Below are 21,775 nucleotides of genomic sequence, written 5' to 3' on the forward strand. Positions count from 1 at the left end.
ACCCGCCCGAGCCCTTCGCCACGGCGCTGCGCGAGGGGTGGACCGACGAGGCGCGGGCCGCGCTCGCCCGCGAGGCGGAGGACTACAGCCGGCGCCACCGCTCCTGGCTCGACCAGATCGGCGGCGCCGGCGAGGACCTGGTGCGGCTCGACTGCCGCTCCGGCTCGTGCGGCGTGTGCGCCAAGTACTGCGGCAAGGCGTTCAGCCTCAACGGTGAGACGCCCGGCCTGCCCGACCCGCCGCCGCTGCCGATCTGCCCGGCCTGCCGGCACACCCTCAACCTGCTGACGCCGTTCTTCATGTCGAGCCTCGGGATCGACGTGGAGGACCTGATCGACGAGGCGCAGCCCTTCGTCGACTAGGAGCACGTCGAAGAACAGAGGGCGCGCGATCCGCCGAGCGACCACCGGGCCATCCGGATGGCCGCGGCCGACGCCGATGCCGGGTGCATCGGCGTTGACGCGGACGCCGGAGGGCGACGGTGCGCAGCGGGCGGGCGCGTGGCCGACTGCTTCGACAGGCTCCTCGGGCCGGCGCCGCCCGCTACTCGACGTGGACCGCGTCGGCGGCGGCGGGCGGCACGTCGACCACCCGCTCGTCGTCGACGCGCACGGAGATGGGCCCGCCGAAGGGCGCGTGGGCCAGCACCTCCACCCGGGCGTCCGGCACGAGCCCGCGCTCCGCCAGGAAGCGCAGCAGGGCGTCGTCGCGGTCATCGACCCGGCCGACCACGGCGCTCGCCCCCTCGGCGAGCGCGGACAGGCGCCGCGAGGGCGTGGTCACGAGGTGGCCCGCGCTCGTGGGGATGGGGTGGCCGTGGGGGTCGCGCTCGGGGTGCCCCAGCACCTCGGCGATGCGGTCGGCGAGCGCGCCCGAGACGTGGTGCTCCAGCACCTCGGCCTCGCGGTGGACCTCGTCCCAGGGCATGCCGAGCCGGGTGGCGAGGAAGGTCTCGAGCAGGCGGTGGTGGCGGATCACCTCGAGCGCCGCCTGCCGGCCGCTGCCGGTCAGCTCGACCCCCTGGCGCTTGACCTGGGTGGCGTAGCCCAGCCCGTCGAGCTTCTTCAGCATGTTGCTGGCCGACGCCGTGGTGACGCCGAGCGCCTCGGCGACCTGCGACGTCGTGACCGGCCCCGGGACCTCGGCCGACTCGTCGAGCTGATAGATCGCCTTCAGGTAGTCCTGAACGGCGGGGCTGGGCCGATCCACCGGGAACGCTTCCTCTCTCCGCGCGCGCTCGGGATCGTACCGCCCCGCGGCGCGGGTGATTCGCGCGCGCCCGACGGGGCATCACCAACACATCTTGCGATGGTCCTCAGCGTTCCATAACAAACCGCTGCGACGATCCCGGCCATGGCGACGGCGCTCTCCGTCCTGCGCGAGAACGGCATCCGGAGCTCCGGCGTGAGCGCCCAGGGCCGCATCGCGCTGTCCCGGATGGACCTGTTCGCCGGCCTGCCCGAGCGCGACCTGGCGCTGCTCGACAGCCGCCTGCCGCTGGTGCGCTGGCCGCGCGGGGCCTCCATGCCCGAGCCCCTCGGCCGCCCCGACCACCTCTTCGTGGTGCGCGACGGGCGCCTGGCGATGTTCGAGAGCACCGCGCCGGGGCACGAGATCATGATCTCGCTGCTCGACGCCGGCGCCATCTACTCCACGCTCGGGTCCGCGCCGGCCGCGAGCGTCGCGGCGCTCGAGGACTCCGCCGTCTCCCCCCTCTCCGGCCGCGCCATCGAGGGGCTGATCGCCCGCTACCCGCGCCTCGGCCGCAACCTGGCCGAGCTGCTCTCGGACCGGGTCGCGATGCTGCGCGAGACGGTCGCGCTGGTGAGCGAGATGCGGGTCGAGGACCGCCTGCGGGCGCGGCTCCACCAGCTCGCCGACCGCTTCGGCGTGGCCACCCGCGACGGCGTCGAGCTGCGGCTCGACCTGACGCACGCCCAGTGGGCCTCGCTGGTGGGCGCCTCGCGCGAGGCCGTGACCACCGCGTTCAGCAAGCTGCGCGCGAGCGGGGCGGTGGAGATGGACGGACGCTCCATCACCCTGCCCTGGGACGTGGTGCGCGCCCGCGAGGAGGCGCTCAGCCTCGCCGCGGCGGAGAACGGCTAGCCCGGGGGGCGCCCTCGCCGGCGCCGCCGCCTGCGGGGCGGCCGTCGCCGGGCTCCTCCTGACCGCGCCGCCGCAGGGCGGCGCAGCGCCCGCCGGCCGGCCGGCCGTGCGCGACGCCGTGCTCGGCCGGTCGGTCGAGGGCCGGCCCGTCCGGCTGAGCGTGATCGGCCCGCGCGCGGCGCCGGTCCGGGTGCTGGTGGTGGGCGCCGTGCACGGCACCGAGCCGGCAGGCCGGGCGATCGCGGCGCGGCTGCGCGCCCGCCCGCCGCGGCTGCCGGCCGGGGTGGCGCTGTGGGTGGTCCACGACCTCAACCCGGACGGCACGGCCGCGGGCACCCGCGGCAACGCGCGGGGCGTCGACCTGAACCGCAACTTCCCCCACCGCTGGCGCGCGCAGGGGCGCCCCGGCGACGCGTACCACTCGGGCGCGCGGCCGCTCTCGGAGCGCGAGTCGCGCCTGGCGGCGCGGCTCATCCGGCGCCTGCGGCCCGCGGTGACGATCTGGTACCACCAGGCGCTGCGCATGGTGGACACGGGCACGGTGGCGCACCGGTCGGTGCCGGCCCGCTACGCCCGGCTCAGCGGCCTGCCGGCGGGGCGCATCGGGTTCCTCCCCGGCGTGGCGCCGCGGTGGCAGAACCGCCTGGTGCGCGGCTCGAGCGCGTTCGTGGTGGAGCTGCCCGGCGGGCCGGTCGGCGCGCGCGGCGCGGCGCGGCACGCGGGGGCGGTGCGGGACGCGGCGGCGCGGGCCGCGCGGCCCCGGGGCGGTGCTGCGTGAGGGTGCCCGCGCGGGCACCCTCACGGGTCGGTCTACCGGCGGATCCAGGTGGCGGCGACGGCGCCGTTGGCGACGACGAGGGAGGCGACGGCGGCACCCGTGACGTAGAGACCGATGAGGTAACGGCGCATGTGGTGTAACCTCGTGAGTGGAGGGGTCGATCCGGTGTGAGGCCCGGCTTGCCCCCTCTATCGGTGTCCGGGGTCCATTCCTTACGAGTGGGGCGAGCGCATGGACATCTCTCGCCCCGCCCTGGGCGCGGGCCTCTGCGAGCTGCTCGGCATCCGCCATCCGGTGTTGCTCGCCGGCATGGCCGGCGGCCCCACCAGCCCTGAGCTGGTCGCCGCCGTCTCGGAGGCGGGCGGGCTCGGCGCCTTCGGCCTGACCGGCATGGGCGCCGACGCGGCGCGCGCGGCGGTGCGCCGGGCCGTCGGGCTGACCTCCGCCCCGATCGGGGTCAACGTGCTGGTGGCGCCGGCGACGGAGCCGGACCCCTCCGGCGGCGACCCGTTCGCCGCCGTGCGCCCGCTGCGCGAGGAGCTCGGGCTGCCGCCCACCCCCGCCCCGCGCGCCGAGCAGCCGCCCGACGCGCGCCGGCTCGTGACCATGGCGCTCGAGGAGGGCGCGCGCGTGGTGAGCGTCGGCCTGGGCGACCCCGGCGCCGTCGCCGACATCGCCCGCGACGCCGGCGCGCCGCTCGTGGCGATGGCCGCCTCGGTCGCCGACGCCGTGCGCGCCGTCGAGTCGGGCGCCGACGTGATCGTGGCCCAGGGCTCCGAGGCCGGCGGGCATCGCTCCACCTTCGACGTGCCGCGCGACGGCACCGTCCCGCTCGTCGGCACGATGGCCCTCGTGCCGCAGGTGGTCGACGCGGTGGACGTCCCCGTGGTCGCCGCCGGCGGCATCATGGACGGCCGCGGCCTCGCCGCGGCGATCGCCCTGGGGGCCCAGGGCGTGCAGATGGGCACCGCCTTCCTCGTCGCCGCCGAGAGCGGCGCGCCCGAGGGCTACCGCCGCCGCGTGGCGCGCGCCCGCGACACCGACACGGTGATCACCCGGGCCGTCTCCGGCCGCCCGGCCCGCGGCATCCGCAACCGGCTGATCGAGACCCTCGAGTCGGCCGGGCCGCCCGCCCTCGGCTACCCCGCCCAGAACGCGGCGAGCGCCGAGCTGCGCGCCGCCGCCGCGCGGGCCGACGAGCCGGAGCTGCTGGCGCTGTGGGCCGGCCAGGCCGCCGGCCTGGCGGGCGCCCCGCGCCCCGCCGCCGAGATCCTGCGCGCGGCGGTCGACGAGGCGGTCGCCGTCATCCGCCGCCTGGCGGACGCGGCCGGCTGATCGCGGGCCCGGCGCGCCGCCGGGCCCCCGCGCCGTCCCCGCGCCCGGAGGGGGCCTGCCTCCCGAAGGCCCCCTCCGGCGCGGGTCCCATCACCCGCGCGGCAGCCCGGGCGTGGGCCTGGTCGCCGCGGAGACGTCCAATTGGACCTCGGCCCGAGGTCCAATTGGACCCGTCGCGGCGGAACCGGTCGTCGCGGCCACCGGGCCCGGCTCGCCCATGCGGGCGTCCCAGGCGTCGAGGTCGCGACGGGAGTGGACGCCGAACTTGCGCAGGATCGACTGCGCGTGCGTCCGGACGGTGTGCCAGGAGACGCCCAGGCGCAGGGCGATCTCCTTGTAGGTGAGCCGCTGGCGCATGAGCCGCAGCACCACGCGCTCCTGCTCGGTGAGCGTCACCTCGCGGGGGTTGGTGCGGCGGGCGAGGTCGGCCAGCGGGCGCAGCGCCTCGGCGTCGAAGCGGCCCACGCCGCGCAGGGCGTCGGTGACGGCCTCGACGACCGCCTCGCGCGTCCAGGTGGTCAGCAGCCAGCCGCAGGCGCCCGCGGCGAGCGCCTCGAGCTGCTGCTCGGGCGAGTCGTCGTCGAGGGCGAACAGCATCCGCGCCCCGGGCAGCCGGCGGCGCACCTCGTCGGCGAGCTCGGCGCCGGGCGCGTCGGCGAGCAGCCGGCCCACGATGACCAGGTCGGCCGGCGTCGCCAGGCGCGCGAGGGCGCCGTCGACCGTGTGCGCGCCGTCGGTGCACAGCGGCTCGTAGGCGAGGAACGCCGCCACGCCCGCCGTCCAGGCGGGGCTGCGGTGAGCGATGACGACCCGCACCGGGGCTCCCTGCACGCGCACCCCCCTCTGCATCGACCCGACACGCGACGGGCCCGTGCGCCCGCAGGGTGGTCATCGGCAGGCCCGCGCGCGAGCATGACCCCCCTCGGACGCCGGCCCGGCGCCGTCAGGACTCGTCGGGCAGGCTCCGCAGCGCGCCGACGGCGGTCGCGAAGCCCGCGGCGGCCGACGCCGCGGCCGCGCCGTCCTCGCGCTCGGCGGCGGCGACCACCCGGGCCATCGCGTCGGCGACCCGATCGAGGGCGCCGGCGGCCCCCTCGCGCTGGCGCTCCAGCCGCCGGTCCTCCAGCCGCTGCGCGGCCAGCCGGTCGGCGTGGGCCCGGGTGCGCTCCTGGGCGTCGCGCAGCCGCGGCGCGAGCCGACGCAGCACGGCGGGGCGCGCGACGCCGTCGGTCTCGGCGAGGGCGAGCGAGAAGTCGCTCACCGCGTCGGCGGCGGCGGAGGCGTCGGCCAGGTACTGGCGCGACGAGACCGTGGTCCCCTCCTCGACCGGCGTGGTCGAGGCCACGACCGCGTCGCCCGCGCCGCACCCGGCGAGGGCGGCGGCGGCGGCGATCAGCGCGGCGACGGCGAGGCGGCGGCGGATGGCAGCTCCCTGAGTGCGTCGAGGAACGGGTCGGCGGCGCGGCGCAGTCCGGCGCGCTCGGCCTCGGCCAGGCCGTCGGCGGCCCGGGCCATGGCCGGCAGCATGCGCGCGTAGGCGCCCGCGAGGCGGTCGCGCTGGCGCCGCAGCGCGGGGTCGTCGAGCCGCAGCCCGCGGAAGGCCGCGAGCCGCTCGCCGGCGCGGTCGGTCAGCCCCGCCAGGCGGCGTCGCGTGGCCGGCGGCGGCACGCCCCGGTCGGCGGCGTCGGCGATCGAGGCGGCCAGCTGCGACGGCGGGTCGAGCAGCGCCTCGACCGCCGCGATGTAGCCCGCGGGGCCCGCGCCGGCGGCCGGGGCCTCGGCGTCCGGCGCGGTGGCGCCGTCGGAGCAGCCGGCCAGCGCCGCGGTCGCGAGGGCCCCGGCGACGAGGGCGGCGTGCAGGCGGGGCGCCATCGGGCGATGGTAACCGACGGGGTCGGCGGCGCACCGGTCGGCGGCACGGGGGCGTGGGCTATCCTCGCCCGGTGAACCCGGCCGGCATCCCGCTCGCCCTGTCCTACGACGACGTGCTCCTGGTGCCCCGCCGCAGCGGCCTGGGGTCGCGCGCGGACGTCGACGTGTCGACCCGGCTCACTCGCGGGCTGCGGCTCGCCACCCCCGTGATCTCGGCCAACATGGACACGGTCACGGAGTCCGAGATGGCGATCGCGATGGCCCGCGCCGGCGGCATCGGCATCGTGCACCGGTTCCTGTCGGTGGAGGGCCAGGTCGGGGAGGTCGCCCGCGTGAAGCGCGCGGAGGCGCTCGTCATCCACGACCCGCACACCGTGGCGCCCGACGCGCCGCTGGTTGACGCGCTCGCGCTGATGCGCCGGCACGGCGTGACGAGCCTCGTGGTGGCCGGCGCCGACGGACGCCTGGCCGGGCTGCTGACCCGGCGCGACGTGATGCTGCGCGACGACGCCACCCAGCAGGTGCGCGAGCTGATGACGCCGCGCGAGCGGCTGGTCACCGGCACCCCCGAGACGACGAGCGACGAGGCGACCCGCCTGCTGCGTGACCACCGGGTGCAGAAGCTGCCGCTGGTCGACGCCGGCGACCGGGTGGCCGGGCTCATCACCCTCCGCGACCTGCTGCAGCGCGCCGAGCGCCCGCAGGCCACGAAGGACGCCCTCGGCCGCCTCGCGGTGGGGGCGGCGATCGGCGTGCGCGGCGACTTCATCGAGCGGGCGCGGGCGCTGCAGGAGGCGGGCGCCGACGTGCTCGTGCTCGACATCGCCCACGGGCACGCCGAGCACGCGGTGCGGGCGATCGGCGAGGTGCGCGAGGCGCTCGGCGACGGCACGGGGATCATCGCCGGCAACGTCGCCACCGCCGAGGGCGCCCGCGACCTGGCCGAGGCCGGCGCCGACGCCGTCAAGGTCGGCGTCGGGCCCGGCTCGGTCTGCACGACCCGGGTGGTCGCCGGCGTCGGGGTCCCCCAGCTCACCGCGGTGATGGAGTGCGCCGAGGCCTGCGAGCCCTACGACGTCCCGGTGATCGCCGACGGCGGCATCCGGGCCGGCGGTGACGTGGCGAAGGCGATCGCCGCCGGCGCCGACAGCGTGATGATCGGCAACCTGCTGGCCGGCACGCCGGAGAGCCCGGGCGTGGTCGTCTCGCGCAACGGCTCGAAGGTGAAGGTCTTCCGCGGCATGGCGTCCGCAGCGGCCGCGGAGGCGCGCCGCGCGGCGGAGGGCCTCGAGGAGACCGAGTTCACCCCCGTCGTGGCGGAGGGCGTCGAGGCCGTCGTGCCGCTGCGCGACGCCGTCGGCTCCGTGCTGCACGGGCTCGTGGGCGGCCTGCGCTCGGGCATGAGCTACTCGGACGCCCGCAGCATCCCCGAGTTCCACCGCAACGCCCGCTTCGTCCGCATCACCCCGGGTGGCCTCCGGGAGAGCTACCCGCACGACGTCTCGTACTGACACCGCAGAGGAGCAGCCCTTGCGCTCGACGCTCGCACCCCCCGAGCTCGCCGTCACGACGGTCCGGACGCTGGCCATCGACGCCGTGCAGGCGGCCAACAGCGGCCACCCCGGCGCGCCGATGGGGCTGGCGCCGGTGGGCTGGACGCTCTTCTCGCGCCACCTGCGGCACAACCCCGCCGACCCCGAGTGGCCGGAGCGCGACCGCTTCGTGCTCTCCGCGGGGCACGCGTCGATGCTGCTGTACGCGCTGCTGCACCTGACCGGCTACGACCTGCCGATGGAGCAGCTGAAGGCGTTCCGCCAGCTCGGCTCCGAGACGCCCGGCCACCCCGAGCGCGCCGACACGCCCGGCGTCGAGATCACGACCGGCCCCCTCGGCCAGGGCGTCGCCAACGCCGTGGGCTTCGCCATCGCCGAGCGCATGCTGGCCGCGCGGTACAACCGGCCCGACCACGACATCGTCGACCACCGCACCTGGTTCATCTGCTCCGACGGCGACCTGATGGAGGGCATCTCGCACGAGGCGGCCTCCATCGCCGGGTTCCTCGGCCTGGAGCGCCTGATCGGCGTCTGGGACGACAACCTCGTGAGCCTCGACGGCCCCACGAGCCTGGCCTTCGACGAGGACGTCCCCGCGCGCTTCCGGGCGTACGGCTGGCGGGTGCTGCGGGTCGAGGACGGCAACGACCTCGAGGCGATCGACGAGGCCATGCGCACCGCGCGCGAGGAGCCCGACGGCCGCCCCACCCTCATCGCCTGCCGCACCCACATCGGCTACGGCTCGCCCAACAAGCAGGACACGGCCGCCGCCCACGGCTCGCCGCTCGGCCCCGAGGAGGTCGCGGCGACCAAGCGGGCCTACGGCTGGCCGGAGGACGCGCGGTTCCTCGTGCCCGACGAGGTCGCCGCGTGGGCCGGCGAGCTCCGCGAGCGCGGCCGCGGCCTGCAGGAGCAGTGGGAGGCGCGGCTGGCCGCCTACGCCGCCGACTACCCGCACGAGGCGGCCGAGCTCGCCCGCGTCGGCGCCGGCCGCCTGCCGGAGGGCTGGGAGTCGGCGGCGCCGGCGTTCGCGCCCGGCGAGGCGCTCGCCACCCGCGCGGCCGGCGGCAGGGCGCTGAACGCCTTCGCGGCGGTCATCCCCGAGCTGGTGCAGGGGGCGGCCGACCTGTCGACCTCCACCTCGACTGACCTGAAGGGCATGGGGGCGGTCACCCGCGGCGACTTCGCCGGGCGCAACCTCTTCTACGGCGTCCGCGAGCACGCGATGGGCGCGATCACCAACGGCATCGCCGCCCACGCGGGCCTGCGGCCGGTGTGCTCCACCTTCTTCACGTTCTCGGACTACATGAAGAACACGATCCGCCTCGCCGCGCTCATGCGGCTGCCGTCGATCTTCGTGTTCACCCACGACTCCGTCGCGCTCGGCGAGGACGGGCCCACCCACCAGCCGGTGGAGCACCTCGCCGGCCTGCGGGCGATCCCGGACCTGGTCACGATCCGACCGGCCGACGCGCGCGAGACCGCGCAGGCCTGGCGCATCGCGATCGCCCGCACCGGCGCGCCGACCGCGCTCATCCTGAGCCGGCAGGGGCTGCCGACGCTCGAGGCCGAGCCGCAGGTGGAGCGGGGCGCCTACGTGCTCGCCGACGGCGCCGACTGCATCCTCATCGCCACCGGCTCGGAGGTGGTCACGGCGCTCGCCGCGCGTGACCTGCTCGCGGACGAGGGCGTGTCGGCCCGCGTCGTGTCGATGCCCTCCTTCGAGCTCTTCCGCGAGCAGGACGCGGGCTACCGCGAACGTGTGCTGCCGCCGTCGATGCCGGCGCGGGTCGCAGTGGAGGCGGCCAGCCCGTTCGGCTGGGCCGAGTGGACCGGCTCGGCCGGCGCCGTGGTGGGGATCGACCGGTTCGGGGTCTCCGCCCCCGGCGCGCAGGCCCTCGAGGCGCTCGGCATCACGCCCGAGGCCGTCGCCGGGGCCGCGCGGGGGCTGTTGGTCGGGCGCCCGCGGTGAAGCTCACCGTCGACTCGAGCCTGATGGTGCCGGGATGAGCACCGCCGGGAGCGACGCGCCGGCCCTCGCCGAGCTCGCGCCCGGCGACCCCCGCCTCATGCGCACGCCCGCGCCCGCCGCCATCGTGATCTTCGGCGCCACGGGCGACCTCACCCAGCGCAAGCTCCTGCCCGCCCTCTACTCCCTGGCGGCGCAGCTGCTGCTGCCGCCCGAGACGATCATCATCGGCGCCGCGCGCACCGTGCTGAGCGACGACGACTTCCGCGACCGCATGCGCGCCGGCGTCGAGGAGCACGGGAGGCTGCCGATCGACAGGGACGTCTGGGCGGGGTTCGCGCGGCGCCTGCAGTACGTGCCGCTGCCCTTCGACGACGCCGCCGCCTACGGGCGCCTGCGCGCCGCGATCGAGGAGGCCGACGAGCACCGGGGCACCCGCGGCAACCGCCTCTACTACCTCGCCACGGCGCCCGAGTTCTTCCCCGTCATCGCCGAGCAGCTCGGGCGCGCCGGGCTCGCCGCCGAGCCGGACGACGGGGCCCGCTTCGCCCGCCTGGTCATCGAGAAGCCGTTCGGCTCGGACCTCGACTCGGCGCGTCGGCTCAACGCCCGCCTGAGCGCCGTCTTCCGCGAGCGTCAGGTCTACCGGATCGACCACTACCTCGGGAAGGAGACGGTCCAGAACCTGATGGCGCTGCGGTTCGGCAACGCGATCTTCGAGCCCATCTGGAACCGGCGCTACGTCGACCACGTGCAGATCACGGTCGCCGAGGACCTCGGCATCGGCTCGCGCGGCGGCTACTACGACCGCTCGGGCGCGCTGCGGGACATCGTGCAGAACCACATGATGCAGGTGCTCTCGCTCGTGGCCATGGAGCCGCCCGCCCGCTTCGAGAGCCGCGACGTGCGCGACGAGAAGGTCAAGGTGCTGCGCGCGGTGCCGGCCTTCGACGCCGCGGCCGCCGTCACCGACGCGGTGCGCGGGCAGTACGGGGCCGGCTGGATCGCCGGCGAGCGGGTGCCCGGCTACGGCGAGGAGCGCGGTGTCGAGCCGGGCTCGGCCACGGAGACGTTCGTGGCGATGCGGCTCACGATCGAGAACTGGCGCTGGTCGGGGACCCCGTTCTACCTGCGCACCGGCAAGCGCCTGCCGCGCCGCGCCACCGAGGTGGCGATCCAGTTCAAGCCCGCCCCCCACCTGCCGTTCGCCGCCGGCGCGGTCGAGGAGGTGCAGCCCAACGTGCTGACCCTGCGCATCCAGCCCGACGAGGGCGCCTCGCTGCGCTTCGTCGCCAAGGTGCCGGGGCCCCGCATCGACCTGCGCGTGGTGTCGATGGACTTCGCCTACGGCAGCGCGTTCCTGCGGGCCTCGCCCGAGGCCTACGAGCGGCTGCTGCTCGACGCCCTGCTGGGCGACTCCACGCTGTTCGCCCGCTGGGACGAGGTCGAGCGGGCGTGGGAGGTCGTGGACGAGGTGATCCGCTGCTGGGAGGACGGCGCCGCGCCGCCGCCGCCGGTCTACGAGGCCGGCTCGTGGGGCCCCCCGGCGGCCGACGACCTGCTGGAGCGGGACGGCCGGCGGTGGCGGCGGCTGTGACGACGGCCGCCGCCACCGGCCGGCGTGCCTGGGCCGGCCGCGCCGTGTCGGTCGACGAGGTGGCCGGCCGCCTGGCCGAGCTGCGGCGGCCGGCCGACGGCGGGCAGCCCCTGAGCCTCGCGGCCGTGCTCAACCTCGTCGCCTACGCGCCCGCCGACGAGGAGCTGCCGGCCATGCGCTCCACCATCGAGCTGCTGGCCGACCACCAGCCCTCGCTCGCCGTGCTCGTGCGCGAGGACGACGACGGCGACGGCCTCGACGCTGAGGCGCTCTCGCACTGCGGCACCGGCGGCCGCCCGGCCTGCGTGGCGGTCGAGCTGGTGGTGCTGCGCCTCGGCGCCGGCATGCGCGGCGGCGCCGCGAGCGCCGTGGCGCCGCTGCTGCGCACCGGCCTGCCGACCTTCCTCTGGTGGCCCGGCGCGCCCTCGCCGGAGGGCGACGCGCCGCCCGCGCGCCTGGTGGCGATGGCCGACCGGGTCGTCACCGAGGCCGGCAGGGCCGCCGACGGCCCGGCCGGCGTGCGCGCCCTGGCCGCGTGGGCGCCCGGCTGCGGCGCGGCGGTCACCGACCTCGGCTGGGCGGCCATCACGACCTGGCGCCAGCTGATCGCTCAGGTGCTCGACCGGCGCGGCCTGGACGACCTGCGCGCCGGCCACGGCGCGGTCGCGGTGGGCCACGGCGGCGCCGTCCCGCCCGTGGATGCCCTGCTCCTGGCCGGATGGCTCGCCGACCTGATAGGACCCCGGTCGATGATCGAGATGCGCCCCGAGCGACCCTCCGCCCACCGCATCGCGGCGATCGAGCTGACGGGCGCGCGCTCCGGGCGCACGATGACGATCCGGCGCCTTCCCGGGCGGCACGCCGCCGAGGTGCGCGTCGACGGCCCGGGGGGCGCGCAGCGGCGCACCCTGCCCCTGCCGCGCCTCGACCGCGCCAGCCTCCTCGCCGGCGAGCTCGAGCTGCAGCGCCGCGACCCGGTCTTCGAGCGCGCCGTGGCCGCCGCCGCCGCGCTGGCGGCGGGATGAGCGGCCCCGAGGTCGTCGTGGTGCCCGACCTGCCGGCGCTCGCCGACCAGGCGGCGCACCGGATGGAGCGGGTGGCGCTCGACGCCCCGCCGGGCGCCCGGGCGAGCATCGCGCTGGCCGGCGGCAGCACGCCGCGCGCGGCCTACCAGCAGCTCGCCGGCCGCTGCCCGCCCTGGGGCCGCATCGACTTCTTCTTCGGCGACGAGCGCTGCGTGCCGCCCGACGACCCCGCCTCGAACTACGGCATGGCCGACGAGGCGCTGCTCAGCCGCCTGCCGCTGCGCCCGGACCAGGTGCACCGGGTGCGCGGCGAGCTGCCGCCCGAGGAGGCCGCGCGGCTGGCCGAGGAGGACCTGCGCGCCTCGGTGCCCGGCCGGCCCTGGCCGGTGCTCGACCTCGTCGTGCTCGGCATGGGGGCCGACGGGCACACCGCCTCGCTGTTCCCCGGGGCGCCCGAGCTCGACGAGATGCGCCGGCTGATGGTGCCCGTGCACCGGCCCGAGCTGCCGCAGCCGTGGCGGGTGTCGATGACGCTGCCGGTGCTGAACGCCGCCCGGGCCGTGCTCGTGCTGGTCGGCGCGCCGGAGAAGGGGCCGATGGTGCGGCGGGCGATCGAGGGCGACCCCACGCTGCCCGCCGGACGGCTGCGCGCCGACGCCGGCCGGGTCACCTGGCTGCTCACCGAGGAGACCGCCGCGGCGCTCGACCGCGCCGGGTAGGGGCTACAGCTCGATCAGCTCGTCGTCGGGCTCGCCGGGGCGGCCCGCGTAGCGCAGCTTGGCGCCCCGGTCGAGCAGCCGCTGGCCGAGCAGGTAGAGGGCGATCGCGCCCAGCACCCCGCCGACGAGCCACGGGTTGCGGGCCGCGTCGGCCACGGCTTCGCCGGCGCCCTCCAGCGTGCGGACCGCGAAGCGGACCGGCGCGGGCCGGTCGTCGCGGGCCGGCGCGGCGGCGGAGCGGGCCTCCGGCGCGGCCACGGCGCGCGGCGCGGGCGGCGCCCGGGGCGGCCTGGGCGGCGGCGCGGCGGGCGGGCGCGGGGGTCGCGGCGGGCCGGCGCGCGGCTGCGACGGCGGCCCGGGGCGGGCGCGGCGCGGCGCGGCGCGGGGCGCGGGCCCCCTGGACGCGGGGCCTGCGGGCGACGCGGCGGGCGCCGGCGCCGGCGCCGCGTGGGCGGGTGCCTGCGGGGCGGCGGGCCGCTGCGGGGCGGTCGGGCGGGTGGGCGCCGCCGGCGCGGCGGGGGCCGTGGGGCCAGAGCCGCCGGGGGCGGGCGCGCCGGCGCCGGCGCCGGCCCCGGCGCCGACGTCCAGCGCGACCGAGGGCACGATCGACTCGCCGGGCGCCACGCGGGCGCCGGCGTCCACGCCGACCTCGGCCACGCCGGGCACGGTGGCGTCCACGCCGGCGTCGACGTCGAGCAGCGCGCCGCCGGTGCCGACGCCCACGCCGAGCGTGACGTCGAGGCCGAGCGCCGAGACGCCGACCGTCGTGGTGCCGGGCGACTCGCGCCCCGGCAGGCCGATCGACAGCAGCGGCGCGGCGACGGCCGCCGACGGGGCCGCCGCCAGGGCGAGCGCGGCGAGGGCGACGGTCAGGCGGGCGCGGCGGGGCGCGCGCGTGGCGGTGGCGGGAGCCATGGAGGTCCCCCCTATCGGCAGGCGGGGCGACGACCTTTAGCCCTTTCGCGAAGGGATTCACGAGGGGCTAACGTGCAGGGCGGGAACACCCGATCGGGAGCCGATGGCGCAACAGGTCGAGACCCCCGCCGACCGGACCGGCGACGATCGCCGGCGGCGGGACTGGTATGCGCTCGAGGAGCGCCACGCGACGCTGCAGAAGGTCCGCGTGGCCGGGCTGGCCGCCGTGGCCGTGGCCGCCCTCGCCGTGCCCCGCGACCTCTCCCCGGGCGAGCGCGGGCTGGCGGTGGCCGCGTGCCTCGCGGCGATCCTGCTGCACGTGGTGCTCGCGCTGGTCCCGCTGCGCTGGGAGCGCCGCCTGCTGCTGGCCGCCGACGCCAGCCTGCTCGTCGACGCCGCGCTCGTCGTGGTGCTGGCGGAGCTGTCCGGCGGGCCCGGCGGGCTCGGGCTGTGGCTGCTGCCGGTCGTGGCCCTCGCGGTGACGCTCGGCTACTCGGTGTGGTTCGGGGTGAAGGCGCTCGTGCTGGGCGGCATCGCGGCGGCGGGGCTGGTGGCGCTCGCCCAGCCCGACGGGCCGGGCGCGGAGGAGGTGGCGGGGCCGCTGGTGCTCGCCGCCGTCGTCGTGGCGGTGTCGGGCGTCCTGATCGGCGTCGACCGGCGCGACACGGAGCGCAGCGCCCGCAAGGCGACCCGCCTGCACGCGGCGTCGTCCGCGCTGCTGATCGCCGAGGACCGGGACGCCGTCCTGCTGACCGCCCGCATCGGCGTCGAGGAGATCCTGCCCGGGTGGGAGGTCACCGTCGCCCTCGGCGAGGCGCCCGCCACGACCCGCTTCTGGCGCGACGGCGAGCGGTCGCTGATCGAGATCCCGATCACCGCCGCCGGCGGCCGCCCGCTCGGGCGCATCACGGCGTCGCGGCGGCTGCCCCGCCTGCGCGCCCACGTGCGCGCGCGCCAGCTCGACGAGGCCCGCGGCATCGCGGCCGCGGCCGGCGCCGCCCTCGAGCGCATCGCCGACATCGAGCGGCTGTCGGAGCTGTCGATGGCCGACGGGCTGACCGGCCTGGGCAACCGCCGCGCCTTCGACCAGGCGCTCGACGAGGAGCTCGCCCGCGCGGCGCGCACCGGCGCGCCGCTCGGCCTGGTGATCCTGGACGTCGACCACTTCAAGCGCTTCAACGACCGCCACGGCCACCAGGCCGGCGACGGGGCGCTCACGGCGGTCGCCGCCGTGCTGGCGAGCGAGGCCCGCACGGAGGACCGGGCCTGCCGCATCGGCGGCGAGGAGTTCGCGCTGCTGCTGCCCGGCGCCGACGAGGCCGCCGCGGCCGGCGTCGCCGAGCGCATCCGGCGCGGCGTCGAGGCGGCCGACCCGCCGGGCGAGCCGGTCACCGTGAGCCTCGGCGTGGCCGCGGCGCGCGGCGAGGGCGACGCGCGCGCCCTCTTCGCCGAGGCGGACGCCCGCCTCTACGCCGCCAAGTCGGGCGGCCGCAACCGGGTCGTGGCGACCGCGCCGACCTGATCAGGGGGCGACGGGCAGCCCCTCCATCGTCGCGAACACGCGCCCCCCGCGGCGCACGAGGGCGACCGGCGCGCCGAAGCAGCGCGACAGCGGCCCCTCGCGCAGCACCTCGTCGGCGGGCCCGCCGGCGACCACCCGGCCCTCGCGCAGCAGCAGCGCGTGGGTCACCGAGCCCGCGAGCTCCTCCAGGTGGTGGCTCACCTGGACGGTCGCGAGCGCCGGCTCGGCCCGGGCGAGGCCGTCGAGCCGCGCGAGGAAGGCCTCCCGGCCGGGCAGGTCGAGCCCGGTGGTGGGCTCGTCCAGCAGCAGCAGGCGGGGCCGCCCCACGAGCGCGCGGGCGAGCAGCATGCGCTGGCGCTCGCCCCGCGAGAGGCGGTCGAAGCGGTGGGCCGCCAGCCGCCCGCAGCCGACCTCGTCGAGCAGGGCCTCCGCCCGCTCGGCCGCCTCCGGCGCCACGTCGGGCCGCAGCGGCGCGATGGTGGCGTCGGCCCCGGTGCGGACGACGTCGAGCGCCGTGGCCCGGGGACGGAACCGGCCGGCCATCGCGGCGTCGACGTGGCCGATCGCGGCCCGCAGGGCGCGGGTGTCGACCGCGCCGAGGCGCTCGCCGAGCACCCGCACGCGCCCCTCGCTGGGGTGCAGGCGCGCGCCGGCCAGCGACAGGAGCGTCGTCTTGCCGGCCCCGTTCGGACCCACCACCGCCCAGCGCTCGCCCGGGGCGACCCGCCAGTCGATCCCGGCCAGCAGCGTGGCGCGCCGGCCGCCGGGCAGCGACCGCCAGACGCCCGCCCCGGACGCCTCGATGGCCGCCGGCCCGCTCAGCGCAGGAACAGGGCCCGGGCCTCGTCGACCACGCGGTCGCCCTCAGCGTCGGCGCGGATGCGCTCCTCCTCCGAGACCTCCGGCGGCGGATCGTCGGACATGCGCCGCGGCAGCGGCACGCCCAGCGCCTGCTCGGCGGGCTGCCACCACTCGCTCGGGATCTCGTCGTCGAGCTCCGCGCCGATCATCTCGGCGAACAGCATCGTCCAGGCCCGCGGGACCACCTGGAAGGTGTAGCCCCCGCCGCCCAGGGCGACCCACCGGCCGTCGCACGCCTCGCGGGCGAGCCGGTGCAGGGCGCGGTAGGCGCGCGGGAAGGCGGACAGCGTGACCTGCAGGTGGGCGAGCGGGTCGGCGTGGTGCGGGTCGGCGCCGTCCTGGGTGACGATCACGTCGGGGTCGAACGCCAGCACCGCCGGGGCGATGACCTCCTCGATCGCCCGCAGGTAGGGACGGTCGCCGGCGTGCGGCGGCAGCGGCACGTTGAGCGCGGTGCCCTCGGCGGCGCCCACGCCGCGCTCGGAGAGGAAGCCGGTCCCGGGGAACAGGTAGCGCCCGGTCTCGTGCACGGACGCCGTCAGCACGCGCGGCTCCTCGAAGAAGATCCACTGCGTGCCGTCGCCGTGGTGCACGTCGATGTCGATGTAGGCGACCCGCTCGGCGCCGGCGTCGAGCAGCGCCTGGATCGCCACGGCCGTGTCGTTGTAGACGCAGAAGCCCGCCGCCCGGTTGGCGAAGGCGTGGTGCAGCCCGCCGCTGGCCACGAACGCCTGGTCGGCCCGGCCCTCCCAGACCTCCATCGCGCCGGCGATCGACGCCCCGCAGATCGCGGCGGCGGCCTCGTGCATGCCGGCGAAGGCCGGCGTGTCGCCGCCCGCCGCGAGCCCCCACTGGCCCGCCTCCCACGCGGCGGCGAGGGCCGGGTTCCGGCTGTAGCGGCGCACCGCCGCGACGAACGCCGGCGCGTGGACGCGCTCGATCTGCTCGTCGGTGGCCGACCCGGGCACCACCGGCACCACGCCGGGCCGGCGGTCGAGGCCGTAGGCCTTGATCAGGCTCACGGCGAGCTGGCGCCGCAGCGGCGTCATGGGGTGCTCGTCGCCCAGGTTGTACGAGGGCCCGCCCTCGGCGTGGACGAAGGCGGTCGTGGTCACGGCGCGGCCGCCACGACGGTCCAGGGCAGCACCCGCCGCCCGGCGACGAGGCCGGCGGCGCGGTAGGGGTCGCCGTCGGCGAAGCGCTCCACCTCGCCCGCCGGCACGTCGCCGAACACGAACAGCGCCCCGGCGGGCGGGGCGCCGAGCGCGCCGGCGCTCAGCAGGCTGCCGCCGTCGACCCACTCGCGGATCCACGCCAGGTGGGCCTCGCGGTGCGGCGCGCGGCGCTCCACCACGTCGGCGACGTAGTCGTAGAGCAGCACGGTGTGCGGGCCGGCGGTCATCCCCCCCGCACCATACGCAAGGTGTACGGGCCGCCGCCGCGCCGGGCGAAGACGTTGACGTAGTGGGTGCCCGCCCGGGTGGCGCGGTGGGCGATCGCGCCGGGGCCCCTCGTGCCGCGCCGGTAGCGCAGCAGGTTGCGGCGCATGTTGGCGTCGCCGGTCGTCACGGTGCGGGTGCCCGGCCCCCACAGGTACAGGTCGAGCATGCCCGAGGTGGGCCGCAGCAGCACCCGCAGGCGCTCGCCCTTGCGCAGCCGCACGGCGTAGACGTCGTCGGCGTCCTCCTGCTGGTCGATCGTCGCCAGGATGGAGACCGGCCGGTTGCGCGAGTGGAGGCGGGTCACGCCGCGCAACCACTTGACGTCGTCGTTGACCTCCGAGGCGTCGTCGGCCGGCGCGCGCAGGGTCACGGCGGCCCGCGGGTTGACGATCCCGTGGCCGCTCGCGTCGTCGCGCCCGCGGCGGCCGGTGTCGGTGGCCGTGTTCAGGATCTGCTTCGCCACCTGGTAGGGGCTCAGGGCGTTGCGGTTCGCGCCCATCACCAGCGCCGCCACGCCGGCCACGTAGGGCGCCGCCATCGAGGTGCCGTCCTTCAGGGCGTATCCGGGCGCGACGGCCCGCTCGCCCACGCGGCGCGGGACGCTCGAGAGGATGCCGACGCCCGGGGCGATCACGTCGACCGAGCGGTTGCGGTTGGAGAAGGTGGCCGCGCCGAACGCCCGCAGGCAGTCGAAGGTCACGACGCCGTCGCACTGCGCCCCCACCCCGAGCACCCGCCGGTAGGCCGCCGGGTAGTTCAGCGCGTTGACGTCCTGCCCCTGGTTGCCCACCGAGGCGACCACGAGGGCGCCGCGCCGGGTGGCCCACAGGATCGTGTCCTGGAACGCCCGCGAGTAGCCGGGCCCGCCGGCCGAGATGTTGATCACGCGCGCGCCGTTCAGCACCGCGTGGCGGATGCCGCGGATCATCGTCTCGTCGGTGCTGCTGCCCGCCCGGTCGGCGATCTGCACCGGGATGACCGGCGCCGCCCCGGCGGCCGCGGGGGCGGTGCCCACGACGCCGACGCCGTTGGCGGGCGCGGCGGCGATGCCCGCCACGTGCGTGCCGTGGCCCGACAGGCCGTGGTCGGAGGCGTCGGCGTCGCCGCGCAGGGTGCTGCGCCCGGCGATCAGCGGGCTGCCTGGGCCGCCCCATTCCTCGTGGGTCGGGTCGACCCCGCTGTCGAGGATGGCGATCGGCGGCCGCGGCCCGGTCGTGGTGAGCTCGGCCCCCCAGTTCGACCGCGGCTGCAGGCCCCACTGCGCCCCCGACAGCAGGAACCCGTCGGTGAAGGCGGGCGGCGCCGACGGCGGGGCGGGCGGCGGCGGGCGGTCGTCCGCGCGCCGGGCCAGCGACCACTCCGCCGAGACGACGGCCGGCCGGCGCAGGGTCCGCTCGCGCGCGGCCGCCGGCCGCAGGGGCACCAGGCGCCAGACGCCGGCCTCCGGCAGCACCGGCGCCGCGGCGCCCAGGCCGGCGAGCCGTCGCCCGGCGGCGGCCCGCCCGGGGCGGTCGGCGAACGTGACCAGCAGGGTGGCCTCGCCCACGGGGGTGCGGGCCATGGCCGCCTGCCCGGCGCCGGCGGCGGCCGGCTCGGGCGGCTTCGCGGGCCCCGCCGCGGCGGGGCCCGCGCCGGTGGCGAGGGCGCCGAGGACGGCGGCGAGCGCGGCGGCGCGGAGGGAGGGCCTAGACATGCCTGGTGGTGATCGGCATCCGGCGCTCGCGCCCGAAGGCGCGCGGGCTGACCTTGATGCCGACGGGGCCCTGGCGTCGCTTGTACTCGGCGCGGTCGACCATGCGGACGACCTCCGTCACCACGTGCTCCGGGTGCCCCTGGGCCACGAGCTCGGCGGGCTCGAGCCCTCGTTCGACGTACGCCTCGAGGATCGCATCGAGGACGTCATACGGCGGCAGCGCGTCGCTGTCGAGCTGCCCGGGCCGCAGCTCCGCCGTGGGCGGGCGGCGGATGGTCTCCTCGGGGATCAGCTCGCGGCCCTCCGAGTCGTTGCGCCACCGCGACAGGCGGTAGACCCAGGTCTTGGAGAGGTCGCGCAGCGGGGCGAAGCCGCCGACCATGTCGCCGTAGAGCGTGCTGTAGCCGACCGAGATCTCGCTCTTGTTGCCGGTCGCCAGCACCAGCGGGCCGAGCTTGTTCGACAGCGCCATCAGCAGCGTGCCGCGCGCCCGGGCCTGCAGGTTCTCCTCGGTGATGTCGGGCTCGCGGCCGGCGAAGACGCCGGCGAGCGTGTCCTCGAAGGCGCTCACGACGTCGGCGATCGGCAGCTCGAGCAGCCGCACGCCGAGCGCCTCCGCCAGGGCGCGGGCCCCCTCCAGGCTCGCGGGCGACGAGTAGGCCGACGGCAGCGCCACGCCGGTGACCCGCTCGGCTCCGAGGGCGTCGGCGGCGAGGGCCGCCGTGAGCGCCGAGTCGATGCCGCCGGACAGCCCCAGGATGACGCCCGGGAAGCGGTTCTTCTCCACGTAGTCGCGCAGGCCCAGCCGCAGCGCGGCCCAGATCTCCTCCTCCGGGCCGGGCGCCGGGGCGAGCGGCCGCGGCCCCTCGCGTCGTGCGGGCGGGTCGGGCCGCCGGGCCTCGACTGCGGTGGTCGCGCACGCCGGCGCGGCCGGCAGCAGGCGGGCGAGCGGCTCGCGCAGCCGGCGCAGCACGGACATGCCGGGGTCGACGTCGACCACGAGCAGGTGCTCCTCGAAGGCCGGCGCGCGCGCGACCACCCCGCCGGCGGCGTCGAAGACCGTCGATCGCCCGTCGAAGACCAGCTCGTCCTGGCCGCCCACGAGGTTGCAGAAGGCCAGCGGCGCGGCGCAGTCGTCGGCGCGGGTGGCGAGCATGCCCTCGCGGCGGTCCGCCTTGCCGCGGTGGAAGGGCGAGGCCGAGATGCAGCAGACCAGATCGACCGCCGCGGCCGCGAGGTCGGCGGCGACCGGGTACGGGTACCAGATGTCCTCGCACACGGCGATGCCGATGCGCAGGCCCGCCGCCTCGACCACCATGGGCTCCGTGCCGGCGCGGAAGTAGCGCGCCTCGTCGAAGACGCCGTAGTTCGGCAGGAAGCGCTTGCGGTAGACGGCCTGCACCCTCCCGTCGGCGACGATCGCCGCGGCGTTGTGGCAGTCGCCGTTCCAGTGCGGCATGCCGATGATCGCGACGCCCTCGCGGACGCCCTCGGCCACCCGGTCGACGGCCTCGCGGGCGGCGGCGGCGAAGCCCGGGCTGAGCAGCAGGTCCTCGGGCGGGTAGCCGGTGATCGCCAGCTCGGGGACGAGCGTGACGTCGGCGCCCTGCGCGGCGGCCTCGGCCAGGGCGTCGGCGATGCGGCGGGCGTTGCCGTCGATGTCGCCCACGACCGTGTTGAGCTGGGCCAGCGCGACGCGCACCTGGCGGCCTCCCGGGTCCATGTCACCCCGGCACGGCGTGCGCGCGGGCGGGCACGGTAGGATCGTGCCGGACACAGGATACCCCCGCGGCCGGGCGGTCCACGCCCGCGTGCCGCGGCTCGAGCGGGAGGACGTATGAGCACCCTGCCACCTCAGCGCCGCCAGGCGGGGGGCGCGGGCGGCGGCCCCGGCGGCCGGCCGGCCCGGACCAACCTGAGCCCTCGCGAGGGGGCCGAGGAGGCCGAGCGCCGCACCGGGCTCCCGACCTTCCACGCCGGCCAGCGCGTCCAGGGCATGTTCGGCTGCGTGGCCTGCCAGTTCCAGATCCGCAACCGCGGCCCGCTGCCCACCTGCCCCCAGTGCGGCGAGATCATCTGGGCCTACCTCGAGGGCGGGCCGCGGCCCGTGCCCGAGGGCGAGGACGCGGCGGCGCCGCCGGCCGCCGCCCAGGGTGAGGCGCCCTCGGTCGCCGAGGGCGTGAAGATCGACGCGCCGCAGGTGAAGGTCGAGAGCGTCAAGCTCGAGCCCTGACGGCCGATCCGTGCGGGGCGGCGGGCGCCCGGGCCCGCGCCCCACACGGATCCCTGACGGCGGAGCAACAGATCGCTAACCCTTCCACCCTGCGGTGGACCATTCCCATCGCCGACCATGTGACGGCACGGGCGGCGCACAGGGCGCCGCCGTGC

The 21,775-nt window shown here is 77.7% G+C and carries 21 protein-coding genes; 11 read left to right on the forward strand and 10 right to left on the reverse strand.

Annotated elements, in window-relative coordinates; genetic code table 11:
- Positions 1-140 precede the first annotated feature (140 nt).
- A complete protein-coding gene (locus ITJ85_RS13160) occupies positions 141-362 on the forward strand; it encodes a hypothetical protein (RefSeq protein ID WP_217913561.1) in 222 nt (73 codons plus the stop codon).
- Between the two features lie 181 nt (positions 363-543).
- Here ITJ85_RS13160 and ITJ85_RS13165 read toward each other — a convergent pair whose 3' ends face one another.
- Complete coding sequence (locus tag ITJ85_RS13165; RefSeq protein WP_217913562.1) at positions 544-1,209, reverse strand: metal-dependent transcriptional regulator; 666 nt, start codon at positions 1,207-1,209, stop codon at positions 544-546.
- A gap of 144 nt (positions 1,210-1,353) precedes the next feature.
- On the opposite strand from ITJ85_RS13165, the gene ITJ85_RS13170 reads away from it, so the two are divergent.
- The 3 genes from ITJ85_RS13170 to ITJ85_RS13180 all read left to right on the forward strand — a co-directional run bounded on the left by ITJ85_RS13170 (position 1,354) and on the right by ITJ85_RS13180 (position 4,219).
- On the forward strand, positions 1,354-2,106 hold the full coding sequence (locus ITJ85_RS13170; RefSeq protein WP_217913563.1) for a Crp/Fnr family transcriptional regulator: 753 nt from the start codon (positions 1,354-1,356) through the stop codon (positions 2,104-2,106).
- Between the two features lie 106 nt (positions 2,107-2,212).
- Positions 2,213-2,884: a DUF2817 domain-containing protein gene (locus ITJ85_RS13175; RefSeq protein WP_217913564.1), complete on the forward strand. Its 672-nt coding sequence runs from the start codon at positions 2,213-2,215 to the stop codon at positions 2,882-2,884.
- Between the two features lie 231 nt (positions 2,885-3,115).
- On the forward strand, positions 3,116-4,219 hold the full coding sequence (locus ITJ85_RS13180; protein WP_217913565.1) for an NAD(P)H-dependent flavin oxidoreductase: 1,104 nt from the start codon (positions 3,116-3,118) through the stop codon (positions 4,217-4,219).
- Positions 4,220-4,309: 90 nt separating this feature from the next.
- Here ITJ85_RS13180 and ITJ85_RS13185 read toward each other — a convergent pair whose 3' ends face one another.
- The 3 genes from ITJ85_RS13185 to ITJ85_RS13195 all read right to left on the reverse strand — a co-directional run bounded on the left by ITJ85_RS13185 (position 4,310) and on the right by ITJ85_RS13195 (position 6,091).
- Complete coding sequence (locus ITJ85_RS13185) at positions 4,310-5,050, reverse strand: helix-turn-helix transcriptional regulator (protein ID WP_217913566.1); 741 nt, start codon at positions 5,048-5,050, stop codon at positions 4,310-4,312.
- 112 nt (positions 5,051-5,162) lie between these two features.
- Positions 5,163-5,564 (reverse strand): hypothetical protein, encoded by a 402-nt coding sequence (locus tag ITJ85_RS13190; RefSeq protein ID WP_217913567.1) that lies wholly within the window; start codon positions 5,562-5,564, stop codon positions 5,163-5,165.
- 47 nt (positions 5,565-5,611) lie between these two features.
- A complete protein-coding gene (locus ITJ85_RS13195; RefSeq protein WP_217913568.1) occupies positions 5,612-6,091 on the reverse strand; it encodes a hypothetical protein in 480 nt (159 codons plus the stop codon).
- A gap of 71 nt (positions 6,092-6,162) precedes the next feature.
- On the opposite strand from ITJ85_RS13195, the gene guaB reads away from it, so the two are divergent.
- Genes guaB through pgl form a run of 5 tightly spaced genes read left to right on the forward strand, consistent with a single transcriptional unit; the run spans position 6,163 to position 12,954 of the window.
- Positions 6,163-7,602 carry an IMP dehydrogenase gene (guaB, locus tag ITJ85_RS13200; RefSeq protein WP_217913569.1) on the forward strand — a complete coding sequence of 480 codons (1,440 nt, stop codon included), beginning with the start codon at positions 6,163-6,165 and terminating at the stop codon, positions 7,600-7,602.
- A 19-nt stretch (positions 7,603-7,621) separates the two neighbouring features.
- Positions 7,622-9,616, forward strand: a complete 1,995-nt coding sequence (tkt, locus tag ITJ85_RS13205) for a transketolase (protein ID WP_217913570.1) — start codon at positions 7,622-7,624, stop codon at positions 9,614-9,616.
- Positions 9,617-9,650: 34 nt separating this feature from the next.
- Entirely contained in the window at positions 9,651-11,210 is a 1,560-nt protein-coding gene (zwf, locus tag ITJ85_RS13210) for a glucose-6-phosphate dehydrogenase (protein ID WP_217913571.1), read from the forward strand.
- Positions 11,207-12,235, forward strand: a complete 1,029-nt coding sequence (locus tag ITJ85_RS13215; protein WP_217913572.1) for a glucose-6-phosphate dehydrogenase assembly protein OpcA — start codon at positions 11,207-11,209, stop codon at positions 12,233-12,235. The genes zwf and ITJ85_RS13215 overlap by 4 nt, the downstream gene beginning before the upstream one ends.
- Complete coding sequence (pgl, locus tag ITJ85_RS13220) at positions 12,232-12,954, forward strand: 6-phosphogluconolactonase (protein ID WP_217913573.1); 723 nt, start codon at positions 12,232-12,234, stop codon at positions 12,952-12,954. The genes ITJ85_RS13215 and pgl overlap by 4 nt, the downstream gene beginning before the upstream one ends.
- A gap of 3 nt (positions 12,955-12,957) precedes the next feature.
- Here pgl and ITJ85_RS13225 read toward each other — a convergent pair whose 3' ends face one another.
- Entirely contained in the window at positions 12,958-13,869 is a 912-nt protein-coding gene (locus ITJ85_RS13225; RefSeq protein WP_217913574.1) for a hypothetical protein, read from the reverse strand.
- 103 nt (positions 13,870-13,972) lie between these two features.
- Between ITJ85_RS13225 and ITJ85_RS13230 the strand changes: the two genes are divergently transcribed.
- Positions 13,973-15,391: a GGDEF domain-containing protein gene (locus ITJ85_RS13230; protein WP_217913575.1), complete on the forward strand. Its 1,419-nt coding sequence runs from the start codon at positions 13,973-13,975 to the stop codon at positions 15,389-15,391.
- Here ITJ85_RS13230 and ITJ85_RS13235 read toward each other — a convergent pair whose 3' ends face one another.
- From ITJ85_RS13235 to ITJ85_RS13255, 5 genes are read right to left on the reverse strand one after another with little or no spacing between them, the layout of a single operon-like run.
- Entirely contained in the window at positions 15,392-16,213 is an 822-nt protein-coding gene (locus ITJ85_RS13235) for an ABC transporter ATP-binding protein (RefSeq protein WP_217915963.1), read from the reverse strand.
- Positions 16,210-17,367 (reverse strand): acetoin utilization protein AcuC, encoded by a 1,158-nt coding sequence (locus ITJ85_RS13240; protein ID WP_217913576.1) that lies wholly within the window; start codon positions 17,365-17,367, stop codon positions 16,210-16,212. The genes ITJ85_RS13235 and ITJ85_RS13240 overlap by 4 nt, the downstream gene beginning before the upstream one ends.
- Positions 17,364-17,654, reverse strand: coding sequence for a YciI family protein (locus tag ITJ85_RS13245; RefSeq protein ID WP_217913577.1), 291 nt, complete (start codon positions 17,652-17,654; stop codon positions 17,364-17,366). Before ITJ85_RS13245 ends, ITJ85_RS13240 begins: the two co-directional genes overlap by 4 nt.
- On the reverse strand, positions 17,651-19,387 hold the full coding sequence (locus tag ITJ85_RS13250) for a S8 family serine peptidase (RefSeq protein WP_217913578.1): 1,737 nt from the start codon (positions 19,385-19,387) through the stop codon (positions 17,651-17,653). Before ITJ85_RS13250 ends, ITJ85_RS13245 begins: the two co-directional genes overlap by 4 nt.
- Positions 19,380-21,110, reverse strand: a complete 1,731-nt coding sequence (locus ITJ85_RS13255; protein WP_217913579.1) for an NAD+ synthase — start codon at positions 21,108-21,110, stop codon at positions 19,380-19,382. Before ITJ85_RS13255 ends, ITJ85_RS13250 begins: the two co-directional genes overlap by 8 nt.
- 114 nt (positions 21,111-21,224) lie before the next feature.
- Here ITJ85_RS13255 and ITJ85_RS13260 point away from each other — a divergent pair, with 114 nt between their 5' ends.
- Positions 21,225-21,620, forward strand: coding sequence for a hypothetical protein (locus ITJ85_RS13260; RefSeq protein ID WP_217913580.1), 396 nt, complete (start codon positions 21,225-21,227; stop codon positions 21,618-21,620).
- Positions 21,621-21,775 lie beyond the last annotated feature (155 nt).

Source organism: Miltoncostaea marina (assembly GCF_018141525.1).
Taxonomy (GTDB): Bacteria; Actinomycetota; Thermoleophilia; order Miltoncostaeales; family Miltoncostaeaceae; genus Miltoncostaea; species Miltoncostaea marina.